Consider the following 13,716-nt stretch of genomic DNA (forward strand, 5'->3'; position numbering starts at 1 on the left):
CTGACCCGAGTGCCAGACCCGAGAAGAATGGCTGTTGCTGCGCTGGGACCGGATACAAGTCCTTGAGACGCCCACTGTCAATACTTTGTCAAGACATCATTTCACTCACAGGTCCGAATGTAAGTACAAAGTCTTGACAGTGTCGTCCGGGAGTCATACACCTGGGAAGGCGGCAGGCCCCCGCCCAGCCAAAGGAGCGTCGCACATGGCCGAGTCAGTCCCGCGTTTCGATCTGATCACGATGGGCCGCATCGGGGTCGATCTCTATCCTCTGCAGACGGGCGTTCCCCTGGCGGAGGTTGAGACCTTCGGCAAGTTTCTCGGCGGTTCGGCCTCCAACGTGGCGGTCGCCGCCGCCCGGCTCGGCCGTGCCACGGCCGTGATCACCCGCACGGGCGACGACCCCTTCGGGACCTATCTGCACGGCGCGCTGAAGGAGTTCGGCGTCGACGACCGCTGGGTCACTGCGGTCGCCGCGTACCCGACCCCCGTCACGTTCTGCGAGATCTTCCCGCCGGACGACTTCCCGCTGTACTTCTACCGCCGCCCCAAGGCACCGGACCTGGAGATCCGCCCGGAGGAGCTGGACCTGGACGCGATCCGCGCGGCCTCGGTCTTCTGGATGACCGGCACCGGACTGAGCGAGGAGCCGAGCCGCACGGCGACGCTGGCCGCCCTCGCCCACCGCGCGAAGTCCGGCACCACGGTCTTCGACCTGGACTGGCGCCCCATGTTCTGGACCGACCCGGACCAGGCCCGCCCGTACTACGCCGAGGCGCTCGCGCACGCGACCGTCGCCGTCGGCAACCTGGACGAGTGCGAGATCGCCACCGGCGTGCGCGAACCCCGCGCCTGCGCCGAGGCGTTGCTGGCGGCCGGTGTGGAACTGGCCGTCGTCAAGCAGGGCCCGAAGGGCGTCCTCGCCGTGCACCGCGACGGCCGGTCCGCCGAGGTGCCGCCGGTTCCCGTCGAGGTGGTCAACGGACTCGGTGCGGGCGACGCGTTCGGCGGCTCCCTGTGCCACGGTCTGCTCTCCGGCTGGGAGCTGGAGCGGACCATGCGGTACGCCAACGCGGCGGGCGCCCTCGTCGCCTCCCGCCTCGCCTGTTCCTCCGCGATGCCCACCGGGGCGGAGGTCGACGACCTCCTCGCGCGAGCCACTCCCTGAACGGAGCAACGCCTTGTCCCTCAGCATCTCCAGCATCCCGGACCTCACCGCGGTCAGGGCCCGGCATCCGGAGGCGATCGCCGAGGCCGCCGCGCGCCGGGTGCGCCGGCCGCTGATCGGCGACTCCGGCCGGCTGATGATCGTGGCCGCCGACCATCCGGCGCGCGGCGCGCTCGGGGTCGGGGACCGCGGGCTCGCCATGGCCAACCGGGCCGACCTGCTGGAACGCCTGTGCACCGCACTGTCGCGGCCCGGCGTCGACGGGGTGCTCGCCACCGCCGACGTACTCGAGGACCTGCTGCTGCTCGGGGTGCTGGAGAACAAGGTCGTCATGGGTTCGATGAACCGGGGCGGCCTCGCGGGCGCCGCCTTCGAGATGGACGACCGTTTCACCGGCCACCGCGCCGAGGACATCGCCCGGCTGCGCTTCGACGCGGGCAAGCTGCTGCTGCGCATCGACTACGACGACCCCGGCTCGCTGGCCACGATGGAGGCGAGCGCCCGCGCGGTCGACGCCATGGCCGCACACGGACTGCCGCTGTTCGTGGAGCCCTTCATCTCCCGCCGGGTCGAGGGACGGGTCCGCAACGACCTGTCCGCCGAGGCCGTCACCCGCTCCATCGCCATCGCCTCCGGCCTCGGCGGCACCTCCGCCTACACCTGGCTGAAACTGCCCGTCACCCGGGACCCCGACGACATGGCCGAGGTCCTGGAGACGTCCACGCTGCCCGCCGTCCTGCTCGGCGGCGACATAGGCGGCTCCCCCGCGGACCAGACCGCGGCCTACGAACGATGGCGCAAGGCCCTGAGGCTGCCCACCGTGCAGGGCATGGTGGTCGGCCGCTCGCTGCTCTACCCGGCCGGTGGCAGCGTGGAAGAGGCGGTGGACACGGCCGTCGGGCTGCTGTGAGCAGGCCTTCGACGATCCAGGAGAGGCGGAGGACCGGACGATGACGTATCACCTTCCCGCGGGCACGGCGGCGGCCGACGGCCCGTACGCCGTGGACGTGACGCCCGAGAGCGCGGGCTGGGGCCACTCCAGCCTGCGCGTGGTGAACCTGCCCCCCGGCGGCAGCCACACCTTCGACAGTGCCGAGAGCGAGTGGATCGTCCTGCCGCTGAGCGGCGGCTGCACGGTCGCGGTCGCCGAGGACTCCGGCGCGCACACCTTCCGGCTCACCGGGCGCGACGGCGTGTTCGGCGGCGTCACCGACTTCGCGTACGTGCCCCGCGAGGCCCGTACGACCCTGACGTCCCCCGGCGGCGGCCGGTTCGCGCTGACCGGCGCCCGCTGCACCCGCCGCCTGCCCGCCCGCTACGGCCCGGCGTCGTCGGTGCCGGTGGAGCTGCGGGGCACCGGGAACTGCTCGCGGCAGGTCAACAACTTCGCCGCGGCGGGGACGTTCGAGTGCGACAGGCTGATCGCGGTCGAGGTCGTCACCCCGGGCGGCAACTGGTCCTCCTTCCCGCCCCACAAGCACGACGAGCACCGCCCCGGCGAGGAGTCCGTGCTGGAGGAGATCTACTACTTCGAGTTCGCGGACCACGACGGCACCCCGGGCCTCGGCTACCAGCGCGTCTCCCCCTCCGGACAGGGGCGGGGCACGGACGTGCTCGCCGAGGTGCGCGACGGGGACGTCGTGCTGATCCCCGACGGCTGGCACGGGCCGTCGATGGCGGTCCCCGGTCACCACATGTACTACCTCAACGTCATGGCGGGGCCGGAAGCCGAGCGAGCCTGGCTGATCTGCGACCACCCCGACCACGCCTGGATCCGCGACACCTGGCCCGAACAGCCGGTCGACCCCCGGCTCCCCCTCTACACCGCACCGGAGAGGTCCGCATGAGCGCCACCGCCATCCGCCGACTGACCACCGCACAGGCCCTGGTGCGCTTCCTGGCCGCGCAGTACACCGAACGCGACGGCGTGCGGCGCCGGCTGATCACGGGCACCTGGGGCATCTTCGGCCACGGCAACGTGGCCGGCCTCGGCCAGGCGCTCGTCGAGTACCGCGAGGCGATGCCGTACCACCAGGGCCGCAACGAACAGGCCATGGTGCACGCGGCCGTCGGTCACGCCCGGCAGCTCAACCGCCTCTCCGCCCAGGCGGTGACGACCTCCATCGGCCCCGGCGCCACCAACCTGGTCACCGGCGCCGCACTCGCCACGATCAACCGCCTGCCGGTCCTCCTCCTCCCCGGCGACTACTTCGCCTCGCACGCCGCCGACCCGCTGCTCCAGCAGCTGGAGCACCCCGTCGAGGCCGACGCGTCCGTCAACGACGCCCTGCGGCCCGTGTCCCGGTACTTCGACCGCATCACCCGCCCCGAGTCGCTCCTCGCCTCCGCGCTGAAGGCCGTGCGCGTACTGACCGACCCGGCGGAGACCGGCGCGGTCACCCTGGCGCTGCCGCAGGACGTGCAGGCGGAGGCGTACGACTGGCCGGAGGAGTTCTTCGCCGACCGCGTCTGGCGGGTGCGCCGCCCCGCGCCCGACCCGGAGGAACTGGCCGATGCCGCAGCGGCGGTGCGTGCCGCCGCACGCCCGCTGATCGTCGCGGGCGGCGGCGTCCACCACAGCGAGGCCGAAGACGCCCTGAGGACGCTGGTGGACGCCACCGGCATCCCGGTCGCCTCCACCCAGGCCGGCAAGGGCGCCCTGCGCCACGACCACCCGGCCGACCTCGGCGGCATCGGTCACACCGGCACCGCGGTGAGCGACGAACTGGCCCGCACCGCCGACCTGGTGATCGGCGTCGGCACCCGCTACTCGGACTTCACCACCGCATCCGGCACCCTCTTCCAGCACCCCGGCGTCCGTTTCCTGAACCTCAACATCACCGCCTTCGACGCCCACAAGCTCGCCGCCGGCACCCTGGTGTGCGACGCGCGGGCCGGGCTCACGGCGCTCACTCAGGCGCTGTCCGGCCACCGCGTGGACGCGGCGTACGAGTCGGAGTACCGGGCGGGGAAAGCCCGCTGGGACGAGACGGTGCGGGCGGCCTTCCACGCCGGGGACGACGGCGCGGTGCCGACCCAGACGCAGGTGCTGGGCGCGCTCGACGCGGTGGTCGGCGACGAGGACGTGGTGATCAACGCGGCCGGCTCGCTCCCCGGCGACCTGCACAAGCTGTGGCGGGCCAGGTCTCCGCGCCAGTACCACCTGGAGTACGGATACTCCTGCATGGGCTACGAGATCCCGGCCGCGCTCGGCGTCCAGCAGGCCGCGCCCGGCGTGCCCGTGTGGGCCCTGGTGGGCGACGGCACGTACCTGATGAACCCGACGGAGATCGTGACGGCCGTGCAGGAGAACCTGCCGGTGAAGCTGATCCTGGTCCAGAACCACGGCTACGCCTCGATCGGCGGCCTGTCCGAGTCGGTGGGCGCCGAGCGCTTCGGCACCGACTACCGCCACCGCGTCACCGACGGCTCCTTCACCGGCGCCCCGCTCCCCGTCGACCTCGCCGCCAACGCGGCCAGCCTCGGCATGGACGTCCTGCGCGCCAAGACGGTGCGGGAGCTGCGCGAGGCGCTGGCGACGGCCCGGGCGGCGACCCGCCCGACGTGTGTGTACGTCGAGACGGCGCCCCCGTCGGCCGACCTCCGGGCGGAGGCCTGGTGGGACGTACCGGTGGCCGAGGTGTCCGCCCGCGAGGCGGCCACCGACGCGCGCAAGGCCTACGAGCGCGCGATCGCCGACCGCCGCCACCACCTCTGAGTCCGCCTCCGCTCCCCGTCCCCGACAGCCAGTCACCCACCCAAGGGAGGTACGTCCATGGCGATTTCCGGCGACCCCGCACGTGCCGTGACCGCCCCCGCGACCGGCACCCTGGACTTCGCCCTGGACCGCGGCAGTCCGGTGCCGCTCTACTACCAGCTGGCCCAGCAGCTGGAGGCGGCGATCGAACACGGCGTGCTCGCGCCGGGGAACCTGCTGGGCAACGAGGTCGATCTCTCCGTCCGCCTCGGCCTGTCCCGGCCGACCGTCCGCCAGGCCATCCAGTCCCTGGTCGACAAGGGGCTGCTGGTGCGGCGGCGCGGGGTCGGCACCCAGGTGGTGCACAGCCAGGTCAAGCGCCCGCTGGAACTGAGCAGTCTCTACGACGACCTGGAGGCGGCCGGGCAGGGCCCCGGCACCCGGGTGGTGCGCAACGAGCGCGTTCCGGCCGCCGCCGAGGTCGCGGCGGCCCTCGGTGTCGCGGAGGGCACCGAGGTCACCGTCCTGGAGCGGCTGCGCCTCACCCACGGCCAGCCGGTGGCGATGCTGTGCAACCACCTTCCGGCGGACCTGCTGGAACTCGACGACGCCCGGCTGGAGTCGACCGGCCTGTACCGGATGATGCGCGCGTCCGGCATCACCCTGCACAGCGCCCGGCAGACCGTCGGCGCCCGCATCGCCTCCCGCGAGGAGGCCGAGCGCCTCGGCGAGCGGGAGGGCGCCGCGCTGCTCACCATGCAGCGCACCGCGTACGACGACACGGGGCGGGCGGTCGAGTACGGGACGCACGTCTACCGCGCGTCCCGGTACGCGTTCGACTTCCAGCTGCTGGTCAGGAACTGACCCGACGACCGGCCGGCCTCAGTGGACGGCGTCCAGGCGGGCCCGCTGGTCCGCCGTCAGTTCCAGGTCCACAGCGGCGAGGTTCTCCTCGAGCTGGGCGAGCGACGAGGCGCCGGCCAGCGGCACGATCGGCAGTGCGGCACCGATCTGCCAGGCGAGGACGACCTGGTTGACGGTGGCCCCGGTCTCCCGGGCGACCTCGCGGAGCACGGCCAGCCGGGCCGGGGTGCCCGGGTGGTCGTAGTCCGGCGGCAGCGGCTTGTCCTCGCGGACGTAGGCGCCGGCGAGCAGCGGCGAGTAGGCGACCAGGGTCAGGTCCGGCTCGGCCCGCAGATAGCCGAGGAGTTCGGCGCCGGCGTGGCCGAGGCTGCCGTACGGGGAGAACTCGCTGGGCACGTCGAAGCGGGGCCGCAGGTGGCTGTGCTGGTACTGCAGCACCTCGTAGCCGGGCAGCCCGGCCGCGGCGGCGAGGGCGCGGGCCCGCTCGACGCGCCACACCGCCTGGTTGCTGACGCCGAGCAGTCCGACCGTTCCCTCCGCGACCAGTGCGCCGAACCCCTCCACGGTCTCGCGCTGCTCCACGGTGTAGTCGTCGATGTGCGCGTACAGCAGGTCGAGCCTGTCCACCCCGAGCCGCTCCCGGCTGCGCTCGGCCGCCTCGCGTATCACCTTGGCCGACAGGCCCTCGGGGTTGTCGGTGTAGCCGGTGCCGGGCGCCAGTGGGCGCGCGCCGAGCTTGGTGGCGATGACGACCTCGTCGCCGATCCCGCGGCTGCGCCGCCAGCGGCCGAGGAGTTCCTCGCTCTGGCCGCCCTGGCCGCCGTCGGTCCAGAAGGCGTAGTTGTCGGACGTGTCGATGAAGTTCCCGCCGGCCTCCACATAGCGGTCGAGGACGGCGAACGAGGTCTTCTCGTCGGTCAGTGATCCGAAGAGCATGGCGCCGAGCGCCAGCGCACTCACCTCACGGCGGTGCGCGGGGTCGGTGCCGATGGTGCGGTACTTCATGATGTTCCTCCCCATGTGTGTCCGGTCGTCCGGGCACGGCAGGGAGTCTTCATTTTGAAGTGCGCTTCAAGTCAAGCACCCCGTAGTCTCGGCTCGCGTGAACAGGCGAAAGCACAAGAAACTGTCCCGGCGTCTCACCGACGCCGCGCTCGTCGGCGACGTGTCGCGGGTGCGGGCGGCACTGCGGGCCGGAGCGCCGGCCGAGACGGCGGACACGGCGGGGAGCACCCCGCTGTACCTCGCGTCCGTGAACGGGGACGTCGGCGTCGTCCGCCTCCTGCTCGCGGCCGGAGCCCGGCCCGACACGGAGAGCGGGATCGGCTCGGAGGGCACACCCCTGTGCGGGGCGGCCTGCTGGGGCCACACGGAGACCGTCCGCACGCTCCTCGAGTACGGAGCGGACCCGAACCTGCGCGAGGACCACGGCACCGGCTGGGCACCGCTGGACTGGGCGTCGAACGGCCCGCACCGGGAGACGATGGACCTGCTCGTCGCCGCGGGGGCCCGGCCCCGGGAGTGACCGCCGGCCGAACAACGCCTCCCGCGGCTGCGGAGGGTGACGGCACGCGGCACGGGCCGCGTGCCGTCACCTGAGGCCGGTCAACGGATGGTGGTCACCCGGTGTTCGGCGAGCGCGGCGCAGTTGGAGCCGGTGATCTGGACGCTGACGTTGCCGATGCTGCCGCCCCAGTCCACGCAGTGGGCCTTGCCGTAGACGTAGGTGGGGCCGGCGTACGAGGTGTACGTCCCGTAGTCCTCGTCGTACGCCTGGGTGTCGGGCACGTAGATCCACGCGGACATGTCCGTCGCGGTGCCCGGGGTGTTGCGGATGGTCGCGACGCAGTTCTTGCCGTTGGCGGCGTTGTAGGTGAGGTAGACGGTGCCGCGCGAGCCGACGGCGGCCGAGTTGACGGTCTTGTAGCCGCTGCCGCAGACCTTGCCGGGCGTGGTGTTGGGAGCGGCGGACGCGGGTGCGGCGAGCGCCGTCGCGGTGCCCAGGGACAGGGCCGCCACAGCGGTGACGGACAGGGCGGAGCGTGCAATGCGCATATTTCCCCCTTGCGGTCGTAGGAGTCGTTTGCTCCTGTCTGGTGTGACTACGGGCGGCGGGGATTGGTTGTGCTCCGGATGCGCTTTTTCCGTCGATGCGCCGGCGGTCCGGTTCCGCCCTTCAGGTCAGGTCGAGTTCGGGCTGGTAGAGGTCCAGCCAGAGGGCGAGGTCGAGGGCCCGTTCCAGGCCGCGCCGGTCCGCCTGGCTGTTCATCGGCGCCCTCCGTTCGGCGGCCCGCCGCAGGCGGCCGGGGTCGACGAGGTCGAAGACGGGGTGGCCGGTGCGGGTGAGCAGGTCCTTGGCCTGGTCCTGGAGGGCTGCCGCGTACTGGGGGTCCTGGGTGGACGGGTAGGGGCTCTTGACCCGGTCGTAGACGGACTGCGGCAGCACGTCCGCGGTCGCCTCGCGCAGCAGGGTCTTCTCCCGGCCGTCGAAGGACTTCAGCGCCCAGGGGGTGTTGTACACGTACTCGACGAGCCGGTGGTCGCAGAAGGGGACGCGGACCTCCAGGCCGACGGCCATGCTGGCGCGGTCCTTGCGGTCGAGCAGGATGCGCACGAAGCGGGTCAGGTGCAGGTGGCAGATCCGCCGCATCCGGTACTCGAAGTCGCTCTCGCCGTCCAGGCGCCGGATGCCGGCCACGGCGTCGCGGTAGCCGTCGGCGACGTACGCGGGCAGGTCCAGTTCCGCCGTCAGCTCGGGGCGCAGCACGTCCGTGTCCTCCCCCATGTGGCGGATCATCGACACCAGCCAGGGGAAGGTGTCGGCGCGGCGCGCCTCCTCGTCGAAGAACTGCAGGTATCCGCCGAAGACCTCGTCGGCGGACTCGCCGGACAGCGCCACGGTGGAGTGGTCGCGGATCGCCCGGAAGAGCAGGTACAGGGAGGCGTCCATGTCGCCGAGGCCGGCCGGCAGGTCCCGGGCGCGGACGACCTCGGCACGCACCCCGGGGTCGGCGAGGGCCTGGGCGTCCAGCACGATGTCCTGGTGGTCGGTGCCCGCGGCGCGGGCGACGTCGTGGACGAAGGGGGTGTCGGGGGTGCCGCGGAGTTCGTCGGCGACGAAGTTCTCGGTCCGGCCCGCGAAGTCCACGGCGAAGCTGCGGACCTTCTCGCCGCGTTCGCCCAGTTGCCGGGCGGCGAGCGCGGTCATCGCGGAGGAGTCCAGGCCGCCGGAGAGCAGGGTGCAACGGGGCACGTCGGCGACGAGCTGGCGGCGCACGATGTCGTCGAGGAGCGAGCGGACGTGCGCGACCGTGGCGTCCCTGCCGTCCGTGTGCGGACGGGTCTCCAGCTCCCAGTAGCGGCGCCGGCGCACGCCCGTACGGTCGACCGTGACGACGGTGCCGGGTTCGACCTCGCGGATGCCGTCCCAGACTGCGTGACCGGGCGTCTTGATCATGGTGAAGAGTTCCCGCAGCCCGTCGAGCCGGACCCGGCGGCGGGCCAGCGGATGGGCGAGGACCGCCTTGGGTTCGGAGCCGAACAGCACGCCGTCCGCGGTCGGTTGGTAGTAGAACGGCTTGATGCCCATGCGGTCGCGGACCATGACGAGCTTGTTCTCACGGCCGTCCCAGAGCGCGAAGGCGTACATGCCGTTGAGGCGCTCGGGGAGCGCGTCACCCCATTCGAGGTAGCCGCGCAGCACGGCCTCGGTGTCGGAGTCGGTGGTGAAACGGTGTCCGCGGTCCGTGAGTTCACGGCGCAGTTCGGTGAAGTTGTAGGTCTCGCCCGAGTAGACGAGTGCGACCGTGCCGTGCGGGGTCTCGGTGCTCATCGGCTGCCGGCCGCCGGGCAGATCGATGATGGCGAGCCTGCGGTGGCCGAGTGCGGCGGGTCCCTGCGCCCAGACGCCTCGGTCGTCCGGTCCGCGGCAGGCCATCGTCTCGGTCATCGCGTCCAACGCCGCCGTCTCGGTGCCGAGGTCGCGGTCGAAGGAGACCCACCCGGTGATACCGCACATACACTGCCTCCCGCATCCGGCGCGCCGGGCGACCCCGACTACCAGTCGTTTCGCGACTGCGAGCAGGTCGACGGCGAACCAGTTGTAGTTACCATCTACATTTCGAGCGTGCGTCACGGGAGTACGCGGGGTCAATGCGGCCGTAACGGAGCGGACACAAGCCACCCCTCGTTTTCGGACATCCTTTGCGTTCGCGATACCTTTCGTCGCCCACCGCCAGGGCGTCGGCCGCGCGGAATCGGCCACGCGCAAAGTCTTCGCCAACCGCACGCCCGCCACGCTTGCCGAAGCCCCGGCGGACGGCGGCCCCTGCCCCCCGGGTCACCCGGGTCCGTGCGCTGCCCTCCCGGGTGTGCGCAGCGCCAGGAGGGCGACGTCGTCGAGGCCGGGCGGCCGGACCCGGTGCAGGAGCTGGTCGGCGAAGGCCGGCAGGGGCCGGTGGGCGAGCGCGGCGGCGTGCTGGCGCAGCCGGTCCAGGCCTTCGTCGAGGGTGTGGCCGGGCACTTCGATGAGGCCGTCGGTGTACAGCAGGAGCGTGCAGCCCGGTGGCAGCAGGACGGTCGCGTCCGGACGGGAGGTGCCGAGGCCGGTGCCGAGCAGGAGGCTGTGTCCGTCGGTGAGGTAGTCGGTCAGGCCCTCGCGGGTGACGAGCAGGGGCGGCGGATGACCGGCGTTGGTCCAGGACAGCCGCCAGAGTCCGTCGTCCGTCCTGGTGATGCGGGCGAAGACGAGCGTGGCCATGGAGACGTCGGTGATGGGCATGATCGCCTCGTCCAGCCGTTCCACGACGCGGCTGGGCGGCTCCTGCTGCGACCAGGCGTAGGCGCGGAGCATGTTGCGCAACTGGGCCATTCCGGCCGCGGCCTCCAGGTCGTGGCCCACGACGTCCCCGACGGCCAGCGCGGTCGCGCCGTCGGACAGGGAGAAGGCGTCGTACCAGTCCCCGCCGACCTGGGAGGCGTCGGGGGCGGGCAGGTAGCGGACGGCCATCTGCAGCCCGGGAACGCGCGGCATCTGGGGCAGCAGGTGCTTCTGCATGGTCTCGGCGACGGCACGCTGGCGCTGGTACAGGCGGGCGTTGTCCAGGGCGAGGCCGGCACGTCGGGCGATGTCCTCGAACAGGGGGAGGTCGGGGGTGGAGAACTCGCCCGGTGCGTCGGCCCGCCCCAGGGTGAGGGCTCCCAGGACCTCGCGGGTTCCCCGGATGGGGACGATGGCGGCGGAGCGGATGCCGGTGGCGTCGAACATCCGGCGCTGCTCGACGGCGATGCCGGAGTCCGGGGTGCGCTGATAGGTGTCGGGCGCGGCCAGCGCGGAGGCGACGCCGCGCAGGGCACGGGAGAGCGGCATCGGCGACTCCTCGGGCACCGGCGGCATCGGCCCCTCGAGATCCTCCCGGTGGACCAGGCGGTCCCCCTCGGCATGGACCACGGCGGTGCGCCACACCTCTTCGTGCTCGGTGATCAGGTCGATGACGGCCCAGTCGGCGAGCCGCGGCAGGACCAGGGCCACCAGTCTGCGCAGCGTCTCGTCGACGTTGAGGGTGGAGGTCAGCCGGGTGGTGGTCTCGGCCAGCAGGGCCAGTCGTTCGAGCTCGCTCAGGGGCCGCACGGACCGCTCCGGGGACGGTTCGGCGGGGCGCGCCTGCTCGCCCGGATGGAAGATGACGAGGGTGTGGGCGTCGTGACCGTGCCCGGAGTAGGGGGTGATGAGCCAGGAGACGGACAGGAGGGAGCCGTCGGCGCGGGCGAAGTGGTCGAGCGCGGACTGTCCCGGGCGTCCGGCGTGGAACGCCTGCCGCATCCCGCACTGACTGGCGGGCAGTTGCTGCCCCTCGGGCCCCCGGTGCAAAAGATCGTGGGCGTCCTGGCCGGCCATGTCCTCGGCCCGGCGGCCCAGCAGTTCCTCGGCGCGAGTGTTGACCGCCAGGATGCGGCCCTGCGCGTCGACCACGTACGCACCCGCGCCGATCGCCTCCAGCGCTCGGGTGAGCCGCGGACCGGGCGTGTCGTCCCGGCGCTGCCGCCCACCGCTCTGCGTGTCCGCCGCGCCTGCCATGTCCGGGCTCCTCTTGACCGTGTGCCGCCTCGGTCCCACTCTTGCTCAGGTCGTCCTCTGGAGTCTGCACCTTGATGTATCCCGCGGCGGCACACAAGTCTCACCTCGGCGGCAAACGGGCAGGGGACGGTGCGATCAGCGGTGCGGTGGTGAAGGGGGCGGCGTCGTCCGCCGGCAGGCAGCCGCGCACCTGGGAAGGCGTGGTCCCCGAACGGTCCCGAGAACGATCAAGGGCCGGTTTCGGATACCTCTGAAACCGGCCCTGACCTGCGACTGTCTCCAGTCGGGACGACAGGATTTGAACCTGCGACCCCTTGACCCCCAGTCAAGTGCGCTACCAAGCTGCGCCACGTCCCGGTGTGTTCACGCACGGTGCACCGCGCGATCACGCGGACAGCACTTTACCCCACACACCCGGCGACGCCTAAGCGGGCGTCGGCGAGGCACAATCGGTCCCATGGACAGCCGTGCCGACAGCCCCGTGGACGACGCCGCCTCCGACCGCCCGGCGGGCGGCCGGGACCGTGACGAGGAGGGGCGGGCCCGCAACGCCCGGCCGCGGGACGGGCTCGGGCGGCCGTTGCCGTACGGCACCGACGGCGTGCCGCGCCAGCCCGAGGGGGTCGTACGGGCCCCGGACGAGACCGTGGCCGAGGCGCAGCGGCTGCTGGACGAGGGGAAGCCGTTCCACGCGCACGAGGTCTTCGAGGACGCCTGGAAGTCGGGGCCCGCGCAGGAGCGGGAGCTGTGGCGCGGGATGGCCCAGCTGGCCGTCGGGCTCACGCACGCCGCGCGCGGCAACGTCACCGGCGGAGCCAGGCTGCTGCGGCGCGGGGCCGACGCCGTCACGGCGTGGGCGGCGTCGGAGGCCGGGCGGGAGCGGCCGTACGGGATGGACCTCGGCTCGGTGGCCGGGTGGGCCCGGGAACTGGCCGGTGAGGTGGAGGGCGGCGGGCCCGTGGACGCGGCGGCGCGGGCGCCCGGGCTGCGCGGCTGACCGGTCCGCAGTCCACCGGGGCGGCCCGGCCGGGGCGTCGTCGGAGCCGTACGGCAGACTCGTGGCGTGCGGACAATTCATGTGATCGGAATCGGCGCGGGCGACCCCGAGCAGCTCACCCTCCAGGCGGTCGCGGCGCTGCGGAGCACGGACGTGTTCTTCGTCCTGGACAAGGGCGAGGCCAAGGCCGACCTGGTGCGGCTGCGCCGGGACATGCTGGAGACGCACATACCGGAGGGGACCTACCGGATCGTCGAGGCGCGCGACCCCGAGCGGGACCGGAGCGCGGGCGGTGCGGCGTACTCCCCCGCCGTCGGGGACTGGCGCAGTGCCCGCGCCGGCATCTACGAGCGGCTGATCGCCGAGGAGCTGGGCGAGGACGAGAGCGGCGCGTTCCTGGTGTGGGGCGACCCCGCGCTGTACGACAGCACGCTGGGCATCCTGGAGGAGATCCTGGAGCGCGGGTCGGTGGCGTTCGATTACGACGTGGTGCCCGGCATCAGCAGCGTCTCCTCGCTGGTCGCCCGGCACCGGACCGGGCTGAACCGGGTGGCGCGGCCGGTGCAGATCACCACGGGACGGCGGCTGGCCGAGGGCTTCCCCGAGGACGCGGACGACGTCGTCGTGATGCTGGACGCCCACCAGACCTTCCGGCAGTACGCGGACCAGGACATCGACATCTACTGGGGCGCCTACCTGGGCACCCCGGACGAGATCCTGGCCTCCGGTCCGATCGCCGAGGCCGCGCCCCGCATCGAGCGGCTGCGGGCGGAGGCGCGGGAACGCAAGGGCTGGATCATGGACACCTATCTGCTGCGGCGCAACCCCGGCGACCGCTGACCGGACCACGGCCCTGCCCGGGCCCCGACGGCAACCGGCCGGACCTGACCGGAGAATTCCCGGGCACACCCGGG

12 protein-coding genes and 1 tRNA gene are annotated in these 13,716 nt (G+C 72.6%); 8 read left to right on the top strand and 5 right to left on the bottom strand.

Annotated elements, in window-relative coordinates:
* Positions 1-205 precede the first annotated feature (205 nt).
* The 5 genes from iolC to NI25_RS04335 are packed head-to-tail and all read left to right on the top strand — an operon-like array spanning position 206 to position 5,729.
* A complete protein-coding gene (gene iolC / locus NI25_RS04315) occupies positions 206-1,168 on the top strand; it encodes a 5-dehydro-2-deoxygluconokinase (RefSeq protein WP_061441154.1) in 963 nt (320 codons plus the stop codon).
* A 13-nt stretch (positions 1,169-1,181) separates the two neighbouring features.
* Complete coding sequence (locus tag NI25_RS04320; RefSeq protein WP_061441155.1) at positions 1,182-2,078, top strand: Cgl0159 family (beta/alpha)8-fold protein; 897 nt, start codon at positions 1,182-1,184, stop codon at positions 2,076-2,078.
* A 40-nt stretch (positions 2,079-2,118) separates the two neighbouring features.
* Positions 2,119-3,015: a 5-deoxy-glucuronate isomerase gene (gene iolB / locus NI25_RS04325; RefSeq protein WP_061441156.1), complete on the top strand. Its 897-nt coding sequence runs from the start codon at positions 2,119-2,121 to the stop codon at positions 3,013-3,015.
* Complete coding sequence (gene iolD / locus NI25_RS04330; RefSeq protein ID WP_061441157.1) at positions 3,012-4,886, top strand: 3D-(3,5/4)-trihydroxycyclohexane-1,2-dione acylhydrolase (decyclizing); 1,875 nt, start codon at positions 3,012-3,014, stop codon at positions 4,884-4,886. The genes iolB and iolD overlap by 4 nt, the downstream gene beginning before the upstream one ends.
* Positions 4,887-4,943: 57 nt before the next feature.
* Positions 4,944-5,729, top strand: coding sequence for a GntR family transcriptional regulator (locus NI25_RS04335; RefSeq protein WP_061441158.1), 786 nt, complete (start codon positions 4,944-4,946; stop codon positions 5,727-5,729).
* 18 nt (positions 5,730-5,747) lie between these two features.
* On the opposite strand, the gene NI25_RS04340 is transcribed toward NI25_RS04335, so the two are convergent.
* Positions 5,748-6,734, bottom strand: a complete 987-nt coding sequence (locus NI25_RS04340) for an aldo/keto reductase (RefSeq protein ID WP_061441159.1) — start codon at positions 6,732-6,734, stop codon at positions 5,748-5,750.
* 97 nt (positions 6,735-6,831) lie between these two features.
* Between NI25_RS04340 and NI25_RS04345 the strand changes: the two genes are divergently transcribed.
* Positions 6,832-7,254 (top strand): ankyrin repeat domain-containing protein, encoded by a 423-nt coding sequence (locus NI25_RS04345; RefSeq protein ID WP_061441160.1) that lies wholly within the window; start codon positions 6,832-6,834, stop codon positions 7,252-7,254.
* Between the two features lie 80 nt (positions 7,255-7,334).
* Here the strand turns inward: NI25_RS04345 and NI25_RS04350 are convergent, their stop codons facing one another.
* The 4 genes from NI25_RS04350 to NI25_RS04365 form a co-directional block, all read right to left on the bottom strand.
* The gene (locus NI25_RS04350) at positions 7,335-7,784 is read right to left on the bottom strand and encodes a hypothetical protein (RefSeq protein WP_061441161.1); all 450 of its coding nucleotides are present in this window, start codon (positions 7,782-7,784) and stop codon (positions 7,335-7,337) included.
* 121 nt (positions 7,785-7,905) lie between these two features.
* Positions 7,906-9,747, bottom strand: coding sequence for an asparagine synthase (glutamine-hydrolyzing) (asnB, locus tag NI25_RS04355; protein ID WP_061441162.1), 1,842 nt, complete (start codon positions 9,745-9,747; stop codon positions 7,906-7,908).
* Between the two features lie 321 nt (positions 9,748-10,068).
* Positions 10,069-11,805 carry a SpoIIE family protein phosphatase gene (locus NI25_RS04360; RefSeq protein WP_061441163.1) on the bottom strand — a complete coding sequence of 579 codons (1,737 nt, stop codon included), beginning with the start codon at positions 11,803-11,805 and terminating at the stop codon, positions 10,069-10,071.
* 283 nt (positions 11,806-12,088) lie between these two features.
* Positions 12,089-12,162: transfer RNA gene (locus NI25_RS04365), tRNA-Pro, on the bottom strand.
* Positions 12,163-12,262: 100 nt separating this feature from the next.
* Between NI25_RS04365 and NI25_RS04370 the strand changes: the two genes are divergently transcribed.
* Positions 12,263-12,802, top strand: a complete 540-nt coding sequence (locus tag NI25_RS04370) for a DUF309 domain-containing protein (RefSeq protein ID WP_061441164.1) — start codon at positions 12,263-12,265, stop codon at positions 12,800-12,802.
* 66 nt (positions 12,803-12,868) lie between these two features.
* A complete protein-coding gene (gene cobF / locus NI25_RS04375; RefSeq protein ID WP_061441165.1) occupies positions 12,869-13,642 on the top strand; it encodes a precorrin-6A synthase (deacetylating) in 774 nt (257 codons plus the stop codon).
* Positions 13,643-13,716: the final 74 nt, after the last annotated feature.

Source organism: Streptomyces sp. CCM_MD2014 (genome assembly GCF_000772045.1).
In the GTDB taxonomy this organism is placed as follows: domain Bacteria; phylum Actinomycetota; class Actinomycetes; order Streptomycetales; family Streptomycetaceae; genus Streptomyces; species Streptomyces salinarius.

Bases quoted from the DNA above. Each gene is read 5' to 3' on its own strand.
- iolC (WP_061441154.1), top strand. From the start codon at position 206: ATGGCCGAGTCAGTCCCGCGTTTCGATCTGATCACGATGGGCCGCATC.
- iolB (WP_061441156.1), top strand. From the start codon at position 2,119: ATGACGTATCACCTTCCCGCGGGCACGGCGGCGGCCGACGGCCCGTAC.
- iolD (WP_061441157.1), top strand. From the start codon at position 3,012: ATGAGCGCCACCGCCATCCGCCGACTGACCACCGCACAGGCCCTGGTG.
- NI25_RS04335 (WP_061441158.1), top strand. From the start codon at position 4,944: ATGGCGATTTCCGGCGACCCCGCACGTGCCGTGACCGCCCCCGCGACC.
- NI25_RS04340 (WP_061441159.1), bottom strand. From the start codon at position 6,734: ATGAAGTACCGCACCATCGGCACCGACCCCGCGCACCGCCGTGAGGTG.
- NI25_RS04350 (WP_061441161.1), bottom strand. From the start codon at position 7,784: ATGCGCATTGCACGCTCCGCCCTGTCCGTCACCGCTGTGGCGGCCCTG.
- asnB (WP_061441162.1), bottom strand. From the start codon at position 9,747: ATGTGCGGTATCACCGGGTGGGTCTCCTTCGACCGCGACCTCGGCACC.
- NI25_RS04360 (WP_061441163.1), bottom strand. From the start codon at position 11,805: ATGGCAGGCGCGGCGGACACGCAGAGCGGTGGGCGGCAGCGCCGGGAC.
- NI25_RS04370 (WP_061441164.1), top strand. From the start codon at position 12,263: ATGGACAGCCGTGCCGACAGCCCCGTGGACGACGCCGCCTCCGACCGC.